This is a genomic window from Kordia periserrulae (assembly GCF_003054265.1).
Lineage (GTDB): Bacteria > Bacteroidota > Bacteroidia > Flavobacteriales > Flavobacteriaceae > Kordia > Kordia periserrulae.
In genome coordinates, this window is sequence record NZ_QBKT01000008.1 from 1 (window position 1) to 21863 (window position 21863).

Here is a 21863-nt window from a genome sequence, read left to right on the forward strand (position 1 = left end):
CTGATTTTTGCGGGGTGCAAACATACAACCTTTTTTAATTCTTTGAAAAACTTTTATCTGATTTTTTTTAAAGTTTTTTTCTGTCTTGGAACGTATCGCTTAATCGATGATGTGTGTATCACACTTCCCGTTTTAGCGGCTGCAAATATAAAACCCTTTTTTATTATACCTAACCTTTTTTTGCCTTTTTTTATGCCTTTTTTATAACTCACTGATTGGGTGTTTGTTGCTGGGTGTTGGGTGTTGGGTGTTGGGTGTTGGGTGCTGGGTGTTGGGTGTTGGGTGTTGGGTGTTGGGTGTTGGGTGTTGGGTGTTGGGTGTTGGGTGTTGGGTGTTGGGTGTTGGGTGTTGGGTGTTGGTCGATTTGCTCATTGCTATTCGCTGTTCGCTCTTGGCTCAGTGAAATAGGTTTATGAGAAAAAATTCCATACTAATCCGAAACGGATGATGAAGTCTCGGTAGGGTTGATTTGGCAACTTTCACTTGAATAGACAATATTTAATTTTGCAATGAGAGATGCTTTTCGTAATCAAAAAATGAAGGATTTATAGTTGGATTTTGTGCACCTACAGCCATTTTCCACTCTTGAAGCATTTTGAAAAGTCGATTGGTTATTTCTTTGTTTTGAGAACTCAAATTATGGGTTTCTCCCATATCCTGACTCAAATCGTACAACTCTAATTCGTTGGTTTCAAGATTATGAATCAACTTATACTGATTGAAACGTATGGCACTGTGAGGAACCGCTCCTTCTGTGTGATAGTGTGGATAATGCCAAAATAACGGTCGTGATGCCATGTCCTTTTGATTTAGTAATATAGAAGCCAATGAAACGCCGTCTGTTTCTGGTAGATTCTTTTTAGGAATATTTGCTATATCTAATAGTGTGGGTAAAAAATCAACTGAAATTGTAGGTGTATGTTCTATGGAAGGTTTTATTTTTTCTGGATAATACACAATGGTTGGAACGCGAACGCCGCCTTCATACCTATCGCCTTTTCCAGATTTTAAAGGAATGTTGGAAGTCACTTTTTCTTTGAATCTTGGATGATTTCCTATAAGTCCACCATTGTCCGATGTGAAAACTATGATGGTATTCTTTTCTAAATCAAGCTCTTTTAAAGTGGTTAAAATCGTGCCAACGGCTTCATCCATATGTTCTATCATGGCAGCATACGTGGGATTTTTATGATGACTTGTACTATCTTGAAGTTGCTTGTATTTATGAACTTTTTCTGCTGTTGCTTGCAAAGGTGTATGCACAGCATACAGCCAATAATTTAGGAAGAATGGTTGGTTTTTATGCTGCTCAATAAACTGTTTGGCTTCTTGCGCCAATCGATTTGTCAAATACTCTTTTTGAGGTCCATCAGTAAGTCTTGGATTCCCGTAAGGAGCAAAATATCCATTTTTTCCTTTCTTTTTGTTTTTGAAAGGCTGTCCTCTTGACCATCCTGCAATGTTGACATCGAAACCTTGATTTTCCGGCCAATAAATAGAGTCTTTTCCTAAATGCCACTTTCCAATATGCGCTGTTTTATAGCCATTGGATTGAAAGATTTTTACCATGGTAACTTCTGAAGTATCCAAGTATTTTTTCCAGTCAGGAGGTAACAATTTTGTGTTTGGTGCATGTTTCCCTGGAATGAAATCCGTTAATTGGAGTCGAGCAGGATATTTTCCTGTGAGAATACTCGCCCTAGTAGGAGAACACACGGCACTTGCAGCGTACGCATTGGTGAATTTTACGCCTTCACTCGCTAATTTGTCAATATTGGGCGTTTGGTAGTAGTCTGAGCCGTATGAACTCAAATCCGTCCAACCTAAGTCATCTACCAAAATGAAAATCACGTTCGGTTTTTCTTTTTTTGAACTGCAAGAGGTGAAAATAAGCAATAAGAAGACAACAAAATACGCTGCGGATGAAAAGAATATGTTGCTTTTGGAATTAATTTTTCTCAGTTTTTTCAAAATCTGTGCTATTAATCCATCCTGATTTTACTTTTTCGCCTTTCATATAACGTTCATAAAAGTTGACGTTTCTGTCTGGAGCATAGTTATCGAATATATCACCGTTTCCAAACATTCGTGGGTCTTTTTGATTTTTTAATTCAGTTTCTAGAATTTTTTTCAACTCTTGTTTGATGCTTTGATATTCCTCTTTTGTGGCTAAATTGTGCATACAGTGCTCATCTACACTTACTTGAAATAATTCTTCTTCTGGATGCTTTCCAAAATTGAGCTCCCAATATGCTGTATTTTTCCCTTGACGATTTAATTGAAGAATTTCTGTTTTGGTAGGACTTCCATCAGTATTGGTATAACCTGTTTCAGGATTTCCCGCGGGCCAGCGATCGCTTTTATAGTTGATCAAATACATGAATCCGTCTTTTACAATTCCACGCACCGGATATCCAACATCATTCGGTCTTCCTACGTCATGACGCTCTTGTCCTAACAAGACATAATCTTTGTCTGGTGAAATGAAATCTTCCTTTTTAGCATCAAAAAAGGGCACAAAACTTTTTCCCTGAATGGGATTCATTCCTAATTCTTGAGCAGTATATCCTGCAACATCCGCAAAGGTAGCTGCGAAGTCTATAAAGCTAACATAGTCTTGAACAACTCTTCCCGGATTCTTGATGCCGTCTTTCCACATTACTGCCAATGGCAAGTGATTTGAATGTTCGTAACTCAATCCTTTTACCCTTGGAAACGGCATTCCGTTGTCGGAAGTTACTACAATAATGGTATTGTCTAACTCCCCTTTTTCCTCTAGAATTTGTAATATCTTCCCTAATTGCTGATCAAAATATTCCAGTTCAAATGCATAATCTAAGACATCATTTTTTACTACGTCTGACTGAGGCCAATACGGAAAAACGGAATCAAGATCAGAGAGTTTTTTATTTCCCACTCGAACACCTGTACCATACTCGTACTTTCGATGCGGCTCATGTCCACCATACCAAAAATAGAAAGGCGTATCATCGGTTTTGCTCTCTAGAAAGGTTTTGAAATTCGCTGCGTAATCTACCTTGTTGATTCCTTTGGTAGGAGGCGTTGTTTTGATTTTATTGTATTTCTTTACAATCAATTCTCGTTTGCTTCCGTCTTCGTTTAGTGCGGTTCCTGGACTCCATCCTTTTCCTGTATACCCTACATGATATCCTTTTTCTGATAAGGCTTCTGGAAGCGTTTTGAATTTGGTAGGAAAATATGCTAAATGATTGGCAGCTTCCTCTAGTTGCCACGTGTTTCTTCCCGTTAAAACGATGGATCGAGATGGTCCACATTTGGCATTGGGTGTGTACGCATTTTGAAAGAGTAAGCCTTCGTTTGCCACTCGGTCAAAAGCTGGCGTATTGACAAATGTTGATCCGTAAGCACTCATGTGATTCCAAGTGGCATCATCCGCAATGCAAAACAATATGTTTGGTGGTGCTTTTTTTTGATTCTCCTCAGTCGTTGCACAAAATGATAAGAGAATTATCGCACTGATTCCTATAAAGACTTTTTTCATACACGTTCTTTTTTATCGGTATTATTGTACTCCAGAGTATTTTTCTACACCCATTTTTACTTCCCACTTTTTCAATTCTTCCACCAATTGGTTGGCGATTTCTGATTCTTCATTGAAGACATCATTTTCTTCTTTGATATCTTTTTTTATGTTGAAGAGTTTTTGAGTACCGCTTCTGTAGGCTAACAATTTCCAATCGCATTTTCGAACAGAAACATACAAGTCTTCGTAAGCGCGGTAACCGTACACTGGCTCTCGTTCAAGTGTATTATTATTTCGAATGGTGGACAGTAAAGAGATTCCATCAACTTCTTTATAATCAGAAGGATTTCCTCCAGTCAACTCTACCAAAGTGGAAAAAATATCGGTAGATTGCACTACAGAATTGTTCTTTGTATTGGGTTTTGTAACTCCATGCCAATACACAAAGAAAGGAACTCTAGCACCGCCTTCAAAAAGGGTTTCTTTCATTTTTCCGCCTCTAAAGGGCGCATTTTCAAAATAACCTCCTTGATCTGAAACGAATAGAATCAACGTTTCTTTTTCAATTCCTTTGTCTTTTAATGCTTGTAAAACTCGCCCAACAGATTCGTCGGTGGCTGCTACCATGGCTGCGTAATGCGCATATTTATCTTCAAGTCCTTTTTTCTTGAAGTGTGCTACCAAATCTTTTCGCCCTTGATGTGGACTGTGAACAGAGTAGTATGAAAAGGTGAGCATAAACGGATTTTCTTGTTCGTACTTTTCAATAAAATCTACCGCTTCGTTGGTCAATTTATCAGTTAAGTACGTGTTATTTTCATCCGTATAATCACCTTTATAACCAAAGTAAGGTGGATAATACGATTTTGGATGTCCCGCATTGGATGTTCCTATTTGTTGATCAAACCCTTGGTGAATAGGATGATATTTTTCGTGTCCCAAATGCCATTTCCCAACAAACAAGTTGTAATAGCCTGCATCTTTTAGAGCTTCAGCGTATGTGGTGTGCTCCAATGGCAGCCAGTTTCTGGATGGGAATTGCGCAGGATCTCTCTCCAAGGTGTGAAATTCAATCTCCGTTTCGCCTTCTTTATTGAAGCCAAATTTTTTACCTCCCGGAATGTGACGAACCATTTGCAATCGGGCAGGATGTTTTCCGGTGAGCAGTGTTGCTCTACTTGGACTACAGGTGGGACTGGCAATGTAAGCTTGTTCAAAGCTCATCCCAGCTGCCGCTAGTTGATCAATATTGGGCGTTTCAAAAACAGGATTTCTGAATCCTAAATCTGACCATCCTAAATCGTCAACAAAGAATAGCACAATATTGGGTTTTGCCTCTTTTGTTGTTTGCGCTTGTTTTTTAGTTGCTTTTCCGCAATTCACACATACAGCAAGCAGTAGGATACTTAAAATCTTTAGAAGTTGTTTTTTCATTGTATGGAATGGAATCTCTTTTGTTATGTCAAATGACAGATAAGATTATTTTTCAAAGATCAAGTTTGTATTGTTATTTTCGTATAGAATTTCATGTTCTTTCGATTGATCTTTGGAGTTTCTCAAAAACTTGTTTCCTTTAATCACGGTATTTGTTGAAGATTCTACAGACAGTGCTCTTTTATTATAAGAAAAAATATTATTGGTGATTTGAATATTATTCAAGCCTTGCCAATCTGCCGTAGCTACACCATTCCACTTAGTATCAGCATCGGGATTCTTCAATTTGACTACGCGCATTTGAATGGTTGCAAAATCCTTATTTGTCAAATAGGTTTCATCGTAGCCACAATTATTGAAAATATTCTGATTGATGACAATATTATGCGCAATGAAACCTTCTCCCCAATCTACTCCATTGATTAAAGTGATGGCACTTTGAGATAAGTTTTCAAACACATTTTTTTCAATCAAACCATGAGAGGCTTGAATTAAGATTCCATATCGCCGCGCATTGCGAAAGGTGTTGTTTTTTATCACAAAGGATTCATTGGATTCATTGTCCATATAGGCAATATCCGCTTTTTTGGTATCTCCGACTTTTAAGTTTTCTGGGAGCGGTTTGTCTACCGTGATTTGCATTTTTGCATCTCCTAAAAACGTATTGCTTAACACCTTGTAAGTCCCAAGATACTTTCCTTCTCTCGGATTGTATATTCTCAGCACATCTCCTTTGACAACTTTCCACTTCACAATTAATTCCGTTGAAGAAATTTGTTTTAAGATGTACCGCTTGGTGTTTTTCATATTGATAGCGTCATCGCTGTAGCCTTCAAATAAGGAGTTTTCTATCCAAGGTCCAAATTTACCGCCATTTACATGCATACAATCTGCGTTGGCACTATGAAGTCTGCCTTCTTTTAGTTTTACTTCACATCCGATAATGTTCCATTCTTCCATATTTACCGCAGCGTAACTTCCAGCAGGACTGGTATAACTTGTATTGTTTAAATAGGTAATATTTTTACTTGCATTGGATTTGAAAATGGTACTTCCGTTGTTTCGAGCCACGTGTACATACAAATCGCCTACTTCCATAAATTTTAATAATCGAGCTCCTTTCATTTTGATTCGGAAAGTTCCTGGTTTTAGTTCTTCAAAATCTTTGGACGCGTAATAATTGGGCGCGCCATCTTTTAATTTTCCTGGAATTTTTGGATCCATCAACATTCCCCAAACTCGGTTGGCTTTTTGAAACATGTCGTGATTTAGGCTTGGAAAACCTTCCTCTATTTGAAAGTCGAATGTTTTTTTATTTACATCAACAGCGACAATTTTTCCTTGCGTAAAAGGTAACGGATCGTAATCAATTACTAAGTTTTTAACAATGATGTTTTCGCTTTTGAAGATTGAGAAAAAGCCTTTTAGTGGATTATGAACAATGATTTCAGAACCATTTCCGTCAATAATGATGTTGCTGGCGTTTTTGAGTTCAATTAAATGAAATCGGTTTTTCCCTGAAAAAAGATCATAGCGTCCTTTGAAGAATGACAATCGTACGCCTGTTCCTGTTTTCGAAACCTTTTTACAAAAATCCAAAGCTTTTCTAAACGCTGCTCCGTCGTCTTTTCCATCGTTTGGAATGGCACCAAAATCTGTTAATTTTACATCAATAGTTGTGGGAAAGTCAAGTAACGGAAGATTTCTTTGGGTTCTAAAGTGTTCTGGCAAACTAAACTCATATTGCGCATTCAGCTGACTGCAACATATCAGGGCTACGAGTAAGAATCTAACTGTATTTTTCATCTTTTAATTTTTAAAGAATTTGGTAGTTTGATGGTCATTGATCCTTATCAGATACAACCCTGACGAAAGACTAGAAATATCTAATTCTTTCAATCTGACCTTGTTTTTTGAGATTAAAGTCTTACCCAAAAGATTGACGATACGAATGGTATGTACTTCTTTGTCAAAATAAATGGTGTTGGAAGCCATGGTTGGATATACCTTAATTGTATTGTCCGCTGTAGAAAGTTCATCCTTAACAGATAATGTAATTTGTCGATCATTGTAGACACTTTCTATTTGCGATCCACATAATTTATAATCAAAATAACGAATATCACTCGCAACACCCGTATAGTTTGGGAAGAATCTTAGTGCACTACTACCCGTTTTTACAAAAACATCCTCTCCTTGATGATATTCTTCGGAAGCGACGCCATTTTTATACATTTGAGTTGTAAATAAGGTATTATTTTCGGGAATTGTAATGGCAATGTGATTCCATTGTCCAATGTCCAAAGGCAAATCGTCCATTCTGACAAAATTCCCTCTAGTATCCGTAACTCTTACTCTTCTGTTCGACTGCATTTGAATGGCTAATATTTCACCATCTTCAGATCCAGTACCACTAAACATGAATGTTTGAAAAATTTCTTGAGAGGGTTTTACCCAAAAGGAATAGGTTCTTGCAGCTCCTTGAAGAGGTCCCGGGAATGGTGAACTATTACTTGTATTTATAAAACTGATGTCACCATTATTATTTGTATTGATATTAAAACTATACCCTATGTCTCCGTCAACATGTCCTTGCGTAATGGTTCCACCTGAGGTATTGATTTGCAATCCCACATCTTGATTTGTTCCTGAATTCACTATTTGCATGGCGCTCGGTGGTTCATTTAAAATAAATTGAATATTGGCGTCAGGAGTTGCTATTTGAGAAGGAACGTTACTGACATTCGTACTATTTAAGATGACTTCATCTTCGGGCATTTGACCACTTTGTAGTGTAATATCTTCTTCTCTGTGACAAATGAAATTGTTGTCGAGCGTTAATCCTTCGATATTTTTAAGGTACATACCTCTTTTGTTGTACAAAATTGTATTGTCTATGATTCTGATATTGCTATGCGCTCTGTAATTTGTGGTTTCTGTTCCACAGAAGCCTCCATTGGGCGTACAAGGTGTAGCTACTTTTGCAAAGTCTACCGAAATAGCCGCAGAATTTCCTTCTTCTATGTAATTTTTGTCGTAGCCACAATTTTCAAATCTGTTGTTGCGAATTTCTATTTCATGCGCTCTAAACCCTTCCGTCCAGTCAACGCCATTCTCAATGCGTATTCCGGCACCACTTAAATTTTGAAATAGGTTATTTTCAATGAGCGCATACTTACTTTGAATCAAAATTCCGTATCGCCTAGAGTTTCGAACAATATTATTTCTAAAGATAAAAGATTCATTACTTCTACTTTCCAAATACGCTTTGTCTGCCAATTGATCGTCCTCTGGGTTTATGGTGGTTATATTGACAGCTTCAGAAAGTGTCAATCGAAATAGATTTCCGCCTTGTGCAACTACATTTGTGATGGTTGCCGTTCCTATCAATACACCATCTCTAGGGTTGTAGAATTCCATTTTTTCACCCACATTCACTGGACTTTGAACGGTGATTTCGGTAGAACTGTGAATTGTTTTGATGGCTCTTCTGGCATACTTAATGTTCATAAAATCATCCGAAAATCCTTCAAAAGAACAGTTTTCAACCCAAGGTCCAATAAAATTACCGTTGGTATGCATAGCGTCTGCATTGACACTATGTACTCTGCCTTCTTTCAGCTTTATATGACAATTGATGACATTCCATTCTTCACAATTTCTGGAGTTGAATCCTCCTGAAGCACTCGCATAGCCCGTAATATTCATGTAGGTTACATTTTTACCTTCATTGTTTCTAATCAATGTGGATCCGTTATACCGTCCGATGTGAACAAAATAATCTCCTACTGCTGCATTTTGTAATGTATTGGCGTTTTGGGCTCCATATCGGTACGTTCTAGTTCCTATTAATTCAAAAAACTGATTGTGTGGAATTAAATTCTTCGTTCCTTCTTTGATTCCTCCTTTAGAATTTTTAAACATTCCCCATCGTTGTGGAGCGTTCATAAAGGAAGCTGTGGTAGGCACCGGAGAAAAATCATCTAGCTGAAATTCAAAATAACCATCAACAAGGTTAATATTCGTTACGATTCCTTGCGAAAAAGGAAGCGTAGCATGATCTATAGAAAAATCTTGTAAAATGGTATTTTCACAACGTAGCAGCGCTAAAAAACCAACTGTTGGATTGTGTATAAGAAATTCTGCATTTTGTCCGTCCCAAAGCAATCCGTTTACATCTCTAAGTTCTATGGCATGGGTAAATGAACCACTATACATAATATCGTATGTACCGCTTTCAAATACCAAACGAACAGGGTTTTGTGCTGTTGCAATGTTTTTGGCAGCATCTAGCGCATTGTTAATTGCAATAAGATCATCATTACCATCATTGACAACAGCACCATAATCTGAGACATTGATTGTAGAAGTCGTATTTAAACTGACCAATGGCATAGCTCTCTGTGTTCTAAAAAAAGAAGGTACAGGTGCAAATTGAGCATATCCCTCAATGGTTACTAAGAATAGAAAAATAAATATACTCCTTTTCATTGTCTCTTATTTTAAATTATTGTTTGATAAACTTTTCTGTTTTCTTGTTGTCGAAAATGATAAGATACATTCCTCTTGCTAATGAATTCACATCAATCTGTACTTGATTCTCTGATTGGTTTTGTAAAATCATTCTACCATTCAAATCAAATACTTTTACATTTTCTTGCGGCTTGCTGAAAAAGATAGTATTGCTTGCCAAAGTTGGATATGCAATAGGTTTCGAATTTAACTCAAAATCTTCCGTAGATAAAGAACTCGCATTTATTAAAAAACCACTACTATCTAAAGCTATGGCTCCACCAGAACCATCAACCGTGATTTGAGCAAGTTGCGCTGGTGTAAGACCATTATTGTCTGTTCCAAAGCGGAATACTCCTTCTTGGTATCCTGTAATATTTACGGTTCCCGAACCCCAATCGGAAGCTGAGTTATCTGCAAAGGCAAGCGTGGTTACTGTACCAGGTACATCTATATTTAAGACTCCATCTGCCGCACCACCTGCAAACGTAATGGTACCCATCGCATTTTGATTTTTGGTTGGATTGAAAAGAAAAGAGTTTGATCCGTTGATAGAAATATTTCCTTGAAATACATTTTCGCCATTGACTTCAATAGAACCATTACTTCCATTGATTTGTACTTTTCTGTCAACTGGTAAAAAAACACCATTATCTGCTGTATTCACAACCATGGATGCATTTGTTCCTACCCAAACAAAATCTCCACCAAAACTAGAGTTATCAGAAGTACTTCCAAAATTACTGATAGTGTTTGCACTTACACGAAGTGCATTTGTACCTGCCAAGCTTCCGTTGAAATTGTATACATCACCTCCTGAACCTGCTCTTGCTTCTAGTGGTGTGTTTAGAGTTAAAACCGATCCGCTGTCAAAGATGATTCCATTCACATCGTTGGTGTTTCCGTTTTGATTTCTCATTAAGGTATTCTGAATTCCACTAGTGGTGGTATTATTAATGGTCACATTTCCTCTAAAGATGATGTTGATATCATTATCGGAAACATTTTCTATTCCGAATACTGCATTGGCTCCCGCATCAATGGTTAATGTGGCATTTCCTGCAACAGGAGCATCTCCAGAGGTAGCAAACGTAGTTTGAATTTTCTTGACGGTCACATCTACATCCACTAAGGATTCAACCGTAAGTGGTAAGCGAACTTGACCTGTGTTTGTGGTGTTTGGTATAACACTAAGCGACCAATTTGCTGTATTTGACCATAGAAAATCGCCTCCTCCATTGGTAAAGTCGTTGTTCTGAGCCATTGTGAATGTTGCACACAATAGCAATAGCAGTGAGAAGTAATTTTTTTTCATATTATATAAGTATTAAATTAATATCCTTGATTTTGAATTAGGTTTGCGTTTAAGTCTAGTTGTATGGTTGGAATTGGAAACCATACACGTTCGGATCTCCAGTTTGCTTGTAAAACAGGCACCATTCTTTCGTTGTAAAAGCCGTTTGTAGAGAGACTGTTTATGGTTTCGTCGTATTTATTAAATCGCGCTAAGTCGATTCTTCTCCAATTCTCAAAACACAATTCTCTGGAACGTTCTTCTAATAATTCTTGTACAAAATCTCCTCTTTGATAGGCATTGTTTAAATCAGCAACCGTAAATCCGTTTGCTACTGAACGTTCTCTTACCAGCGATAATGTAGTTCTAGCTCCAGGTTCATCTCCTAAGAAAAACTGAGCTTCAGCATGCAGTAAAAGGATGTCAGCATACCTCAACAAAGGCAAATTGATATTCGATGCCCAATTGGGTAAGGTTTTTAAGGAAGGATCAATCATTCGATATTTTCCAATGCATGTAAACCCTACATTTAAGTTGGGAAGATTTCTAGGCACGAAATATTTAATTCCTTCAATAAACTCAAAGTTGTTGACAGAATTTAAATTTCCAGTCACATTGTGATCTCTTCTAAAATCTGCTTCGATGTATTTATTATACAATTCGCTCAAAGGTCTGTACCAACCAAATCCACCTCCTGTAACATTTACATTTCCTTGTGGAATAAAAGCATTCACTACGATGTTCACTACATTGGTTGAAGGATCGTTGCTTCCCTCTACCGCAAATAAATTTTCATCGTATTGTTGTTGTTTTGTGGTTTCTCTAAACAAATAATCATAATTAGGTGTTAATTGATAACCGCTATTGTTGATGATGTCTTGCGTGTATGTAAAGGCTGCTGTGTAATGCTGGTTGCTATCTACCCAATCAAAGCTGTTGATATTTAAGTAACCATTCAATCCGGAGTTTTTTGCGCTTGCCAAATAGGTATGCGCTTTTGCCAGTAACCCTGCAGCTGTCCATTTGTTTACACGGCCTAAGATTACTGCTCTATTGCCTAAAATTTGATATCCATATTCATAATCGGCAATGATGGAAGTATATACTTCTTCAATAGTATTTCTAGCTTTTAAAGGATCTTCACTGGTAGATTCATAAATAGGAATTCCTCCATGCATCATGGATAGCATCATGTGATAAAAACCTCTCAATACGCGAGCTTCTGCAATGATTTCTTCTTTTCGATTGCCATCAAATCCTTCTACGCTTTCAATACGTTCAATGAGTGTATTGGCACGATTTACTCCAGCATACAAAAATGCCCACGATTCGTTTACAAAATTACTTTGAGCGGTAAAGCTTCCGTCTCCCCAATCTACATAATTGGGATTGATATTTACATCTCTCACGACTGCTTCATCCGTAGCTCCATTCAACATCACCATCATGTTTCTGGAAAACGTAGAATTGTTTCCAAAGCCTTGCACCTGATTCGCAGAAAGAATGTTATATACACCGTTGAGTGCAATTTCTATTTGATTTGGTGTCAAATAATACTGATCGGTGGTTAGAAACGAAAGTGGTTCGTTATCTAAAAAATCATCGTTACAAGAAGTAGTCAACGCTACAAATAGACCTAGTAGAATGTATTTTAGTTTTTTCATAATCTTAGAAATTTAGATTTAATCCCATAATAATTGTTCTTGCTCTTGGATAAGAGAATCGCTCAAATCCTCGTATGAGTGGGTTATTAGAGCTTACTTCTGGATCGAAACCAGTATATTTTGTAAAAGTCAGTAGATTGTTCGCAGAGATGAAAAGTCGCAATCCGCTTATCTGACTTCCTTGAAACATTTTTCTTGGAAAGTCGTATGAAAGGTTTACCGTTTTTAATCGTAAAAAGGAAGCGTCTTCTACATAGTAACTAGAAGCCACAGGTTCAATTTGACCAAATGCCGGCGCAACATTCGATTGATTCTCTGGAGTCCACGCATTCTCATAATAATCTCTAGTAATGTTCATAAAAGGCTGGAATCCGTTCGTTCTAAGCAATGCTGCATTGAATACATCGTTCCCATAACTCCATTGCCAGAAGAATGAGAAATTAAAATTCTTATACGTAAAACTATTATTGATTCCTCCTACATGTTTTGGATTTGAATCTCCAATGATAGTACGATCGTTTTCATCATCGATGACTCCGTCTCCGTTCAAGTCTTTGTACTTCATGGTTCCAGGAACAGCTCCTTCTGCATTTCCTTCTTGATGTATGCCTTCAAAAACATATCCGTACATGGTACCAATAGGTTCCCCAACAATTACTCTTCCAGGATTGGTAATCCAACCACTTGGAACCGTTGTTGGAATAAACTGTACGCTACCCAAATCTTTTACGGTGTTTACGTTGGTGCTGATGTTAAAATCTGTAGTCCATCTAAAATCAGGAGTATTAATATTTACTGAACTAACACTGAATTCCAATCCTTTGTTCTCAACAGAACCGATGTTTTGGAACTGTTGGTTGAATCCGGATTGAGCAGCTATTGGAACATTTAATAGCATGTCAGTAGTAAGCTTATTATAATAGTCAAACGTAACATTCAATCGATCATTAAACAATCCTAAATCAAAACCAATATTAAATTGGGTAGTGGTTTCCCACTGCAAATCAGGATTCCCCAAAGATCCTGGAGATGCTCCAAAGTTTAACGCATCGTTACTTGAATAAAAAGTATTGTCCACTCTTGCAAGGTATGTGAACGGTGGAATTCGTTCGTTTCCTGTTTGTCCATAGCTCACGCGGAATTTCAAATCATTAATTTCCTTGATATTTTTTAAAAACTTTTCTCTACTGGCTCTCCAAGCAAAAGCACCTCCTGGGAAATATCCCCATCTGTTATTGGCTCCGAATCTATCAGATCCGTCTGCTCTAAAATTGAACGTGAAGAGATATTTTCCTTTTAAGGTATAGTTGATTCGAGAGAAATAAGACATTCTTTTTGAAATAAGTCTATCAGATCCGTAATCTTTAAAGGTTTGACCGATGCTGATGTCATTGAATCCAAGTTCTTGATTTTCAAATCCAATAATATCATTAAAGAAGCTTTCTCTACTGTATCGATAGAATTCGACTCCTCCTAATACGTTAAACCAGTGTTTTTTATTAAATGTACGTGTGTATCGAATGGTGTTGGTAAAGTTATAAGAGGACGTTTCTGTTTGTCGAATAACGGCTCTTCCGCCCCATCGCCATCCAAATCGGCTATCTGAACTGTGAAATTCTTGCATTTTAGATCCGGTAAAGTTGGCGCCAATCTGAGAGCGTACTCTTAAGTGATTTGACAACTTGTATTCTGTATAAAATGACCCGATGGTTCTAGAAAAACGTACTATTTTTTCTCCTTCTTCAATCAACGATAATGGCGAAAGAAATTCTTGAGCAGCTTCTTCTTCTTGTGTTAAATCGAGAAGTTCCCACGGATTGGCAATTACTAAAAACTGAACCACACCATTAAATTCGTCACCTCCACTTCCACTATTGGCAACTCCGTTGGTTTCTGTAAAAGCTGTATTTAGGTTGAATCCAAATTTTAATCGATCACTTTGATTGTGTGTTGCGTTGATTCTAAAGTTGTATTTGCTGTAATCGTTTTCTATAATCAGTCCTTTTTGCTCCAAAAATCCTGCACTAGCAGAATATTGTGTGTTTTCTGTTCCTCCTGATGCCGAAATAAAATGATTGTGCACAGGAGCTGTTCGTAAGACTTCATCTTGCCAGTTACGACTTGGAATGTTTGAAAAATCTCTAGGAGCTCCGTTTACATTGGTAAATGAGTTTCCTGGGTCTCTCAATTCTCTATAAATAAGATATTCTTCTGGAGTAATTACATCAATGGTATTCGCAGCTTCTTGAAACCCTATAGAGCCTGTATAACTAAATGTCAACTCTCCTTTTTTTCCTCCTTTAGTGGTAATAATGACAACTCCATTCGCTCCGCGAGAACCGTAAATTGCGGTTGCCGAGGCATCCTTTAACACTTCTATAGATTCAATATCTAAAGGATTGATGGTTGCCAAAGGATCTAAGTTTGCTGTAGCTCCAACTCCAGCGTTGGCAACTTCATTCGGTTCTATGTCAATTTGAACTCCATCAATTACAAATAAGGGCGATCCTGAGCCAAAGACTGAATTTGATCCTCTGATATTAAAATTTACGCCCGCTCCTGGTTCTCCAGAAGTAGAAACAATATTTACGCCTGCTATTCTTCCTTGAATAGCATCAAACAGGTTGGGAGTTTTAGAAACTTTAATAAGACTATCTTTAACAGAACTAACGGATCCAGTAACATCTCTCTTTTTTACTGCTCCGTACCCAATGACCACAATTTCATTCAGTCTATTGAGTTCGTCTTCTAAAACTACGTTCAAAACGGTTTGTCCCGTATATAGTATCTCTTTGGTTTTCATTCCCAAATAACTAAAAACCAATACTGCGTCGTTACTAGGGATAGTGATGGCATATTCACCATCAAAGTTGGTTATCTGTCCTGTATCTGTTCCTTTAATTTGCACCGTTACTCCGGGAAGAACATCACCGTTAGAATCTGTCACTTTACCAGATATGCTGTTCTGAGCAATGATTGATTGACTAAATAGGATGATGGCAAAAAATAAAATTTTGAGTTGATTGTTCATTTGGTTGATTGTTTTACATTCAAGATGATTTTACCTTTTTATTTTTTCATAGTTTTAACTTCCTTGAAGTCGTCGCGTTTAGAAACCTCGATTGCCGTAGACTGATTATCTACAGACAGCGTTCCTTTGCTTCCGTCAAGTTTTTTGTAGGTATTTCCTTTGATTACTGCATTTTTACAATTTACAATACGAATGTTGGTTGTATTCGGGAAAATGGGTTTGTAGGTATTGGTTTGAATTACTTCGTTGTTTTCAAATACCAAACCGTCAACAGACATGGCTAGCATGATAGAGCTGTCGAACGTTTTGATGGTATTATTTCTGATGATGATGTTTCTGCTGTACATTCCTTCAAAATTGTCCTTATCGACGTACTGTGGGTCAATTAAAAAGATAGACTGAGGTCCGTTTCCTCCGTACACTGCATCTTCGATGATGTTGTTTTCAATCAACAACCCTTCGTTAGGTCCGGATTCGTTCCAAAGTCCTAAATCACCTGTAAGTCGAAAGCTTGCCATTTGAGAAGACAACCGATTGTTTCTCACCACAACTTTTCTAGGTGTAGAAATTAAGAAGCTACGCGCTCTGTTGTTTCTCACGATGTTGTTCTCCAATACCGCTGAAGCGTGCCAAGAAATATTCTCAACACCGTCATACACTTGTACTTTTCCTTTGATGGGTTTATTGAAGGTGATGTAGGATATTTTTTCGTTGACACGTTCTACCTTTTTAAGAACCAATGGCTCTGTCATAGGTTGTAGATTTTTCTGGTCAATCACTTGCACTTTGTCGCCTTCTTCTCCAAACAAATATCCATTTTGATGCGGATGATAGGTTTCAACCGCTAGTGTGTAATCGTCAATAATTTTGTTCACTCTCACATAAGTTCCGTGGATGTTGGTAGCATCATCAAGCATGTTCTCAAATGTAGAATTTTTGATGGTTACCGTTCCTTTTACATTACAAAAATGTGTAGCATCTGCCGTTGTTGTTACCATTCTTCCTGAACCTTCTCTCAAAACTACATTAAAACTATCTAAGGTAATATCTTCTGAGCGTTCTGCAATCAATCCCATAGCACCTGCATGATGCACATTCACATTTTTAAACTCTAAGTCTTTCGATTTAAACACTCTAAACGCAGGAGACGTTCTATTTTGAAGATATTCTCCTTTGGAAACCATGACTGAACCTAGAGGAGGAAGTTTTTTCATTTGAGTAGAAATTCGAATGAGTCCTTTTTTCAATTCTTCGGCGTGAATTCCTTTTTCTGGCATGTTGTACAATTTTGTATTGTATAGCGGCGCCATGGTTTTTGGATCCCAAAAAATGTTTTGTCCAACTTCCAAATTGTAGTGTTCCCAAAAAGCAAAGCGTTTTCCATACTTTCTTTCGTAAGGAGAGTCTTCTCTTTCTAAAGTTATATATAAATGACCATGCGCTACGACGTACGGTGTTTTTACTTCTATATCAAAAGTTTCTTCTGTAGGATTGTTTGCAACCACCAACCCTTCTATCATAAAGGGCACTTCCCAATCAACACTTAGGTTGGTTACTTTTACATTGGAACTTTCCTCAATAATGAAAGGAATCATTTTACCGTGAAAAATAAAATCAGAGCCACTTCCATCGACTACAAAGTCGTGGAAATCTATCAATGGAAAAGCAGTTCTTTTGAGTCCGTTGTCGTTGTTGGTAATTTCACAATAACGCTCTGGTGCAAACGTGGGATAAAAGTGATAAGTACCTTTTGGAAATAGTAAAGTGCTAGCGCCAATTTCTTTGGCATCTTTTAACGCTTTGACCACTACAGGTGTTACATCTTTTTCGTTTTGGATATCGTAATCTGCTAAATTAATTACTTTTTGTCCATATCCTGTAGACATTATAAGTAAGGTTAAAAGAAGAAAGAGTTTTTTCATTGTTATTTAGAGTGTCATGTTACAAATAATTATTTATCATCTTTTCAAAGCAATTCTTTTAGTTTATTTCGATTACAAACTTGCCATTGCTTCTGCTAGAATCCTTCTCTTGGATTGTCTGAAAAGGTATTTCCGATTATATCATTTCCAATTGAACTCTCATGAACATGTACTGTGAAACTATTCAATGAAAATCTAATACAAAAAATTATAAATAAAAGATATACCTTTTTCATAATGTTGGTTGGTTGATAGTTGAAACGTTTTTCTTTTAATGAAGTTTTTACTTGACGGTCAATACTTCTCAAGTTTTACATTAAAAAATTGCAATACCTTAACATTTCTCCTATTTTGCTATTCATAAAACAAATCTATAAAAAGCATCTACGGCGCATATTCTGTTATGTAACAATGTTTTTTGCTATTGTAACAAGGTGCTTTTTTTCACCTGCTTTTATAGTTTCAGTATTTTTTTATTGCCTATTTTGGTGGTGTTCGAATAAAGTTAATTTGTAAATCATGTATAAGAACGCACTTAGTTTTTGTATTTCTCTAATGGTGGTTTCGCTTCATTGGGGACAGCAAATGCAGTTTAATGCACTGACTGTTGAGGACGGATTGTCTCAGCATGATGTAAGCAGCATTTTGCAAGATTCTGAAGGTTTTATTTGGATAGGAACCTACGATGGCTTGAATCGATTTGATGGTTATGATATTAAAACCTTTATTCATGATAACAACAATCAAGAAAGTTTATCCAGCAACCGAATCCGTAGTTTGTTTGAAGATAACCAAAAAAGAATTTGGATTGGTACTGATGGATATGGACTGAATTATTATTCGTTATACAATGGAAATTTTACCAGAATTGAGACACCAGATAATTATCATATCATTAATGATATTGCCAAAAAATCAGATAGTGTCATTACTGTCGCTACAAGTCAAGGTCTTCTAAAAGTTACGGACACCAACAACAAACCCTTTGTAGAAATTGCACAAACTCCATTAACTGGTCTCAATGTAAAAAAGATCTGTGTATTACACGATAAAAGCGTTTTGTATGCTACTAATAGAGGCATTTGGCAGTATCGAGACAATAAATACAAACTCATTGAAAATTCCGTAGATATTTCCTTTAATTGGATCACGGAAACACAGCATGGCGATATTTGGGTTGGTGGCTCCTCCGGATTGTACGAACTTCTTGGAAAAACGCTCATCGCAAGAGATGATTTGCTAAATGCAACCATATTGTCTATGGTAGAAGCCAATGAAAATGACTTGTGGATTTCAACGTTCGATCAAGGTCTTTTTCATTTGAACCTCAACAATAGAACGATTTCAAAGATTAAAGCTTCCAATGCATTACATCAAAACACTTTAGAATCTAATTCGCTACAATACCTTTTTAAAGATGCTACAAACACACTTTGGGTTTCTAATAAAAAAGGAGTATTGTATTCTAATTTAGACAATAAAAGTTTTAAAAATTTACCTATTGCTAAAAAAGGACACGTTCGAACATTGTTTGCCACAAACGAGCATGTTTATTATGGTCTTCAATCCGATCAGTACTATTTATACTCGCTTAAAGATAAGACCAACAAACCTATTGTATTACCCAACAACGCAAAGTCCTTTCGAGTTGACACACTCAACGGAAATATTCATCTCGCAACCACAAAAGGTTTGTATAAAGAGAAAAAACCGGGTACTGGTACGTTTGAGTTGGTTCCTGTGTTTGGCGATCGAAAAAAAGATGAATCGATTATTTTTACAAGCTTTCGAGCCGATAAATATGGAAATCAATTCTTTGGAACATTCGTAGGATTGATTTACAAAAACCAAAACAATACAGGCTGGATTCACGAAAAATTCAAAAACCTCGAATCGCTAAGAAACATACGAATCTTCTCGCTAAAATCAGACGATCACCTCAACTGTCTTTGGGTAGGAACGATTTCTAAAGGATTGTTTAAAATCAATTTTGATACGTCTGGCAATATCATTTCCGCAGAGAATTATAGTGAACAGATGACAGGAGCCTATAAAATTCCCAACAATTCCATTTGGTGCTTTTTTCAAGATGCTAAAGGGGCACTTTACGTCGGAACGGATACAGGTTTGCTAGTAAGAAAACCCAATGAAAATCAATTTGAATCGATTCTTGTGGAAGATATTCAGAATAAAAAAATCATGGGAATTGTAGAAGATGAATATGGTAACCTGTGGTTGAACAATTCTAGAGGAATTATACGATTCAATCCGCAAAAGAATACAACACAAAAATACAATCATTTTGATGGTTTGGTTGCTAACACCTTCACCGAAGCCATTTCTAAAAACGAGAACCATCAGCTTTTTTTCGGAAGCATTAGCGGAATTAATTATTTGGAATCTGCCAAACTGCAAAACAATCTGTTTTCGTCAAGTGTTGCATTTACCAACTTGCTAGTAGATAATTCTGATATTCAAGTGGGCGAAGCGCTTTTAGGCTCTGTAATTTTAGATAAAACACTCAACAACACTAAAAAAATAAAGCTCAACCACAAACAGAATGATTTTACGATTGAATTTACAAGCACCAATTATTCCAACGTACGAACCAATAAATATAGATATAAGCTAATAGGTTACGAGAAGGATTGGAGAGTGGTTGACAATGACAAGCGTTATGCCAGTTATTCGAATCTTCCATCGGGTACGTATGAATTATTGGTAGCTGCCACAAATCCTGATGGAAAATGGTCTGAAGAATCCAAATCCATCATCATAACAATCAATCCAGCTCCTTGGAATACCTGGTGGGCATATCTCATCTATGTTTTATGCTTTTTAAGCATTTTGGCTGCTTTTATTTATTTCTGGTTTAACAAACAAAAATTACGCAGTCAGATTGAGCTTTCCAATCTCAAAAGTGAACAAGAAAAGGAAATCAACGAATTGAAATTGATCTTTTTTACAGACGTAGCACACGAGTTCAAAACACCCTTGTCGCTTGTCATAGGTCCTTTAAACGATTTGACCAAAGGAGAAGTTTCAAAAGAACATAAAGAATTTTGCTACAATATTATTTCTAGAAATACCAGTAGAATGATGCATCTGGTGAACCAGCTTTTGGATTTCCGAAAAGTGAATTCAGGAGTAAACATTCTAAAAGTATCTAGAAATGATATGATTAGTTTTGTAAAAGAAATTGCCAAGTCTTTTGAATGGCAAGCTAAAAACTCAAATATCAAATTCAACATCATCTCTCCAGAGAGCTATTTCTGTCATTTTGATAAAGACATTGTTGAAAAAGTCATCTATAACTTGCTTTCTAATGCCTTTAAATACACTCCTAAAGGCGGACAGATTGAAATTGAAATCAAACCCACATGGAAGCAAGAATTGGAATACTTTGTAATTCTCATTAAAGATAGCGGCAAAGGAATTTCACAACTAGACAAAAAGAAAATATTCCAGCGACATTTCCATGGAAAAGAACGATCTTCCTCCGGAATTGGTCTGCATCTTGCGGCAACGCTTATTGAAGCGCACAAAGGAGAAATCAATGTACTCAACAGTGCCTTAGGAGGAACTGAGTTCATGATTACCTTGCCTGTATCGTCCAAAGCTTTTGATGAAAATGAGTATTTGACAAAAGAAGACATTCCTAAATATTTACCACATGATTACGTGCCAGGAGAAATCGTTCAAGAAATTGATATTGAAAATGATACAAATAAAGAAAAAATCTTAATTGTTGAAGACGATTACGATTTGAGAAAATACCTGTTCAACACACTCAGCACCGAATACATCGTTCTTGAGGCTGCTAATGGTGCGGAAGGGTTGCAATGTGCAGAAAAAGAAATTCCAGACATCATTGTCTCTGACGTAATGATGCCAGAAATGGACGGAATTGAAATGTGTAAAAAAATTAAGAAAAATAAATCCATCTCTCATATTCCAGTATTGATGCTTACGGCAAAAACAGGAGATGAATTCTATAACAAAGGATTAAAAGTAGGTGCTTGGGATTACATTGCAAAACCCTTTGATAGTTCACATTTGGTTCAAAAAATCAAAAATATCATTGATACTCGAAATAATTTCCGTGATATTTTGGCAAATGGAAGTCCAACCAAAGCAAAAAGCCATTATGTGTCTTACGATCAAAAATTTGTGAAAAATGTACGCGAAATTGTACTCAATCGAATTTCGAATCCTGCTTTCAGTGTTGAAGATTTGTCGGCAGAATTAGGACTCAGTAGAATGCAATTGCATCGAAAATTAAAATCCTTAATCGGACTGAATACAACCGCATTCATCAATACCATAAAAATTGAAAAAGCCATTGAAATGTTTGATAACGGCTGTGATCGGGTTCAAGAAGCCATGGATTCTGTAGGAATTAATAGTTATGCTCATTTCAATTCTTTATTCAAAAAAGAAAAAGGAATCACGCCAAGTAAATACATCGAACAAACCAAAAAACCTGTTTAAAACGCGACAA

General features: G+C 36.7%; 11 protein-coding genes. 2 read left to right on the forward strand and 9 right to left on the reverse strand.

Going from position 1 to position 21863, the window contains the following annotated elements:
- On the forward strand, nucleotides 1-207 hold a 207-nt coding region (locus C8N46_RS20825; RefSeq protein ID WP_211314502.1), incomplete at its 5' end, for a hypothetical protein.
- 291 nt (nucleotides 208-498) lie between these two features.
- On the opposite strand, the gene C8N46_RS15570 is transcribed toward C8N46_RS20825, so the two are convergent.
- The 9 genes from C8N46_RS15570 to C8N46_RS15610 form a co-directional block, all read right to left on the reverse strand.
- On the reverse strand, nucleotides 499-1851 hold the full coding sequence (locus C8N46_RS15570; protein ID WP_245896895.1) for a sulfatase: 1353 nt from the start codon (nucleotides 1849-1851) through the stop codon (nucleotides 499-501).
- 97 nt (nucleotides 1852-1948) lie between these two features.
- Nucleotides 1949-3523 (reverse strand): sulfatase family protein, encoded by a 1575-nt coding sequence (locus C8N46_RS15575; RefSeq protein ID WP_108115853.1) that lies wholly within the window; start codon nucleotides 3521-3523, stop codon nucleotides 1949-1951.
- A 21-nt stretch (nucleotides 3524-3544) separates the two neighbouring features.
- On the reverse strand, nucleotides 3545-4939 hold the full coding sequence (locus tag C8N46_RS15580; protein ID WP_108115854.1) for a sulfatase: 1395 nt from the start codon (nucleotides 4937-4939) through the stop codon (nucleotides 3545-3547).
- Nucleotides 4940-4984: 45 nt separating this feature from the next.
- A complete protein-coding gene (locus C8N46_RS15585; RefSeq protein WP_108115855.1) occupies nucleotides 4985-6745 on the reverse strand; it encodes a right-handed parallel beta-helix repeat-containing protein in 1761 nt (586 codons plus the stop codon).
- A 3-nt stretch (nucleotides 6746-6748) separates the two neighbouring features.
- Nucleotides 6749-9334 (reverse strand): LamG-like jellyroll fold domain-containing protein, encoded by a 2586-nt coding sequence (locus tag C8N46_RS15590; RefSeq protein WP_158269176.1) that lies wholly within the window; start codon nucleotides 9332-9334, stop codon nucleotides 6749-6751.
- 112 nt (nucleotides 9335-9446) lie between these two features.
- Nucleotides 9447-10766, reverse strand: coding sequence for a T9SS type A sorting domain-containing protein (locus C8N46_RS15595; protein ID WP_108115857.1), 1320 nt, complete (start codon nucleotides 10764-10766; stop codon nucleotides 9447-9449).
- Nucleotides 10767-10783: 17 nt separating this feature from the next.
- Nucleotides 10784-12409, reverse strand: a complete 1626-nt coding sequence (locus C8N46_RS15600; RefSeq protein WP_108115858.1) for a RagB/SusD family nutrient uptake outer membrane protein — start codon at nucleotides 12407-12409, stop codon at nucleotides 10784-10786.
- Between the two features lie 4 nt (nucleotides 12410-12413).
- Complete coding sequence (locus tag C8N46_RS15605; protein WP_108115859.1) at nucleotides 12414-15440, reverse strand: SusC/RagA family TonB-linked outer membrane protein; 3027 nt, start codon at nucleotides 15438-15440, stop codon at nucleotides 12414-12416.
- A 38-nt stretch (nucleotides 15441-15478) separates the two neighbouring features.
- Nucleotides 15479-17362: an alpha-1,3-galactosidase-related protein gene (locus C8N46_RS15610; RefSeq protein WP_146169845.1), complete on the reverse strand. Its 1884-nt coding sequence runs from the start codon at nucleotides 17360-17362 to the stop codon at nucleotides 15479-15481.
- 519 nt (nucleotides 17363-17881) lie between these two features.
- Here C8N46_RS15610 and C8N46_RS15620 point away from each other — a divergent pair.
- Complete coding sequence (locus C8N46_RS15620; protein WP_108115862.1) at nucleotides 17882-21853, forward strand: hybrid sensor histidine kinase/response regulator transcription factor; 3972 nt, start codon at nucleotides 17882-17884, stop codon at nucleotides 21851-21853.
- The last annotated feature ends 10 nt before the right edge of the window (nucleotides 21854-21863 follow it).

Coding starts and splice junctions, on each gene's coding strand:
- C8N46_RS15600 (WP_108115858.1), bottom strand. CDS start 12,409: ATGAAAAAACTAAAATACATTCTACTAGGTCTATTTGTAGCGTTGACT.
- C8N46_RS15575 (WP_108115853.1), bottom strand. CDS start 3,523: ATGAAAAAAGTCTTTATAGGAATCAGTGCGATAATTCTCTTATCATTT.
- C8N46_RS15595 (WP_108115857.1), bottom strand. CDS start 10,766: ATGAAAAAAAATTACTTCTCACTGCTATTGCTATTGTGTGCAACATTC.
- C8N46_RS15580 (WP_108115854.1), bottom strand. CDS start 4,939: ATGAAAAAACAACTTCTAAAGATTTTAAGTATCCTACTGCTTGCTGTA.
- C8N46_RS15590 (WP_158269176.1), bottom strand. CDS start 9,334: ATGCCATTGGTCAGTTTAAATACGACTTCTACAATCAATGTCTCAGAT.
- C8N46_RS15610 (WP_146169845.1), bottom strand. CDS start 17,362: ATGAAAAAACTCTTTCTTCTTTTAACCTTACTTATAATGTCTACAGGA.
- C8N46_RS15585 (WP_108115855.1), bottom strand. CDS start 6,745: ATGAAAAATACAGTTAGATTCTTACTCGTAGCCCTGATATGTTGCAGT.
- C8N46_RS15605 (WP_108115859.1), bottom strand. CDS start 15,440: ATGAACAATCAACTCAAAATTTTATTTTTTGCCATCATCCTATTTAGT.
- C8N46_RS15620 (WP_108115862.1), top strand. CDS start 17,882: ATGTATAAGAACGCACTTAGTTTTTGTATTTCTCTAATGGTGGTTTCG.